Raw genomic sequence first — 2,912 nt, forward strand, 5'->3', positions numbered from 1 at the left:
GCCGGGCGGTGGGTGCCGCCGCTGACGGTGGCTCGACCCGGGGCGCGGTGGCCTGGGTCGGCGTCACCGCGACGGTTCCGGCCGGCTCGGGGCCGTCCGAGGTGGGCACGTCCTCGAACACCGTCGGCAGGCGTGGCACGAGGCCGGCCAGAGCCCCTGCCTCGCGCGCGACGAGCGTGGTGAAGAGGTCGGGCAGCGCGGCGGTCATCCCGTCACCAGCTCCAGGTAAGCGGCCCGGCGGCGGGGGGTGAGCGCCAGGATGTCGGCCTCCCGCCACCCGTAGGCACGCGCCAGCAGGTGCACGTCGCGCAGGGTGCGCCGCGCCCAGGCGGCGACCTCGCTCCAGACGAACCCGGCGACGTCGAGCACCTCGGACCAGGTGTGCCCGCACTCCGCGCACGCGAGCCCGAGCTGGATCCGGGCGGCGGGGTCGGCGGCCACGACCTCCTCGGCCACCCGGTCGAGCAGGGCCGCCGGCGCGCCTCCGTCCGTCGAGCCGGCGGTCCGCGTCACGCACCGTTCCAGCAGCCGCGCACCGGCGTTCTCGAGCGTCCCCTCGCCCAGCACGGCGAGGACGTCGGCACTGGTCGGTGGGCGCACGGTCGCGGCGCAGGAGTCCATGACCATCTCCCGCACGACTGTCCCGGCAGGCGGTAGCGACCCCAGCAGTCGCGACACGTCGAAGGACACGTCGAGCTCCTCGTCGCACGCCGGGCAGCTGCCGAGAGCCTCGATGTGGTCGCCGAAGAGCGTCACGCGCAGCTTCAGCAGCGAGACGTCGCGCTCGCCGAGCGTCAGCCCCGCCAGCTCGTCGGCCGAGGCACCCGGGTGCGCGGCGCGAAGCAGGACGAGGGCGCGCCGCGTCGGCGACGCGCCCAGACCCTGCTCCCACGCGTCGATGAGCGCGTCCACCGTCGGTGCCCCCATGTCGACGCCGACCGATCAGGTGGGCTCGGTGAACGTGGGCTCGCTCGGCTCGGGCACGTCGTAGTCGCGCTCCCAGCCCTCGTTCTCCAGCTTGAGGTGCTGGATGGCCACGGCGTTGGCGTTGGCGTCGAGGTCGGGCAGCGACTGGTACTCCGACACCCAGCAGCGGAACACCTTGTAGGCGATCGCCAGCTGGCCGGCCTCGTTGTAGACCTCGAGCGTGATGTCCTTGCGGAAGTCCTTGAGGGAGACCTCCGCGCCGAGACCGGACCCGAAGTTCCAGACCTTGTTGGCCCACTGCTCGAAGTCGCGGTCGTGGGTGACGCCGCGCTCGATGGTGATCGCGTCGTACTCGGTGCGGCCCGGCGACTTCCGGCTGCTCGACGGGTCGCCCCCCTCGCGGTGCTTGACCACCTCCGTGGTCCGTTTGAGGCCACCCACCTTGCTGACGCCCGCGACGTACCGCCCGTCCCACTTCACCCGGAACTTGAAGTTCTTGTAGGGGTCGAAACGCTGGGCGTTCACACTGAACTGAGCCATCTCTCGCCCCTCCTACGCCTGGATCTGCCCGGCGAGCTGCTGGATCGTGATCACGACGAACTCCGCGGGCTTGAGCGGGGCGAAGCCGACCAGGATGTTGACGATGCCGAGGTCGATGTCGTTCTGGGTGGTCGTGTCCTTGTCGCAGCGCACGAAGTAGGCCTCCTGCGGCGTGCGGCCCTGGAACGCGCCCTGGCGGAACAGGTTGTGCATGAACGACCCGAGGTTGAGCCGGATCTGCGCCCAGAGCGGCTCGTCGTTCGGCTCGAACACGACCCACTGGGTGCCGCGGTAGAGGCTCTCCTCGATGAACAGCGCGGTCCGCCGGACGGGCACGTACTTCCACTCCGAGGCCAGCCGGTCGTCGCCCTGCAGGGTGCGGGCACCCCACACGACACGGCCGGCGGCCGGCATCGTCCGCAGGCAGTTGACGCCGAGCGGGTTCAGCTCGCCGTTCTCCGCGTCGGTCAGCGGGACGCTGAGCTCGGGCACGCCGACCAGCGTCGCCGCCATCCCGGCCGGTGCCTTCCAGACGCCGCGCTCGGTGTCGGTGCGGGCCATCACGCCGGCGACGGCGCCGCACGGGACGAAGGCGTCGACCTGACCGCCGCGCAGCGGGTCGGGCTGACGCAGCCGCGGGAAGTACAGGGCGGCGTTCTTGCTCGTCGTCCCGAGCCCGGCCACCCCTGCCTTCGCCGCGTCCTTGTCGACCCATGTCGTCGGCGGGTCGACCAGCAGCATGGCCCGGCGCTTCTCGCAGTACGCCGCGGCGGCGGTCACCACGGTCTGGTCGACGTCGCCGCCCTCGAGGTACGGCGGGAGGCACAGCAGGTTGAACAGGTCGGCCTTGCGCAGGGCGTACAGCCCGGCCTTCGCCTGCTCCTTGCCCGGACCGGTGAAGTCGATGGCCTCCAGCAGGCCGCCGTCGGACCCCAAGCCTGACCCCTCGACCTTCGCGTTCGTGGCGGGCTGGTGGTCGGCCCACACGTCGCTCTGGCCGGTGGCGAGGTCTGCAGATGCGGCCGGTCGGGTCGCGGGCAGCGCGGAAGGATCGGCCACCCGCACCAGGCGCGACTCGTTGGCCAGCACCTTGTCGACGCGGCGGACGTGCCCCGGCGCGACCGAGAGGTTGCGGTGCTGCTCCACCAGGCCGGTGAGCCCGTCGCGCACCGCGAGGTTGAACAGGTCCGCCGCGCCGCCCGCGACGTCGTGGTCGACCCGCGCCCGCAGCTGGTTGCCCCAGGCGCCCGGGCTGACCGCCTCGAGGTCGATGCCGACGTCGAGGCTCGCCCGGTCGTGCGGAGTGGCGCCGGCGACGGCGTCGTTGGCGGCGTCGGTGACGCTGGCGACCGAGACGGTGCTGGCGGCCTCGGCTGCGTCGGCCACTGCGTCGGCCGCGGACTTGTCCGGGTCGGTGGTGTAGGTGTCGGCCTTCGCGCGGCAGG

At 72.6% G+C, this 2,912-nt stretch carries 4 protein-coding genes; all 4 read right to left on the minus strand.

All coding sequences use genetic code 11. From position 1 onward, the window contains the following. Positions 1–208: hypothetical protein (locus PLP61_RS16160; protein WP_324503790.1), on the minus strand; the 208-nt coding region annotated here is incomplete at its 3' end. Then, the gene (locus PLP61_RS16165; RefSeq protein ID WP_324503791.1) at positions 205–927 is read right to left on the minus strand and encodes a hypothetical protein; all 723 of its coding nucleotides are present in this window, start codon (positions 925–927) and stop codon (positions 205–207) included. The genes PLP61_RS16165 and PLP61_RS16160, both read right to left, overlap by 4 nt. 15 nt (positions 928–942) lie before the next feature. Beyond that, positions 943–1,467 carry a phage tail protein gene (locus PLP61_RS16170; RefSeq protein ID WP_324503792.1) on the minus strand — a complete coding sequence of 175 codons (525 nt, stop codon included), beginning with the start codon at positions 1,465–1,467 and terminating at the stop codon, positions 943–945. A gap of 12 nt (positions 1,468–1,479) precedes the next feature. Beyond that, the coding region (locus tag PLP61_RS16175) for a phage tail sheath family protein (protein WP_324503793.1) at positions 1,480–2,912 on the minus strand (1,433 nt) is incomplete at its 5' end.

Origin of the sequence: Nocardioides sp., assembly GCF_035429765.1 — a bacterium.
Taxonomy (GTDB): domain Bacteria; phylum Actinomycetota; class Actinomycetes; order Propionibacteriales; family Nocardioidaceae; genus Nocardioides.

Excerpts from the sequence above, each read along its gene's own strand:
- PLP61_RS16165 (WP_324503791.1), bottom strand. The coding sequence starts at position 927 with ATGGGGGCACCGACGGTGGACGCGCTCATCGACGCGTGGGAGCAGGGT.
- PLP61_RS16170 (WP_324503792.1), bottom strand. The coding sequence starts at position 1,467 with ATGGCTCAGTTCAGTGTGAACGCCCAGCGTTTCGACCCCTACAAGAAC.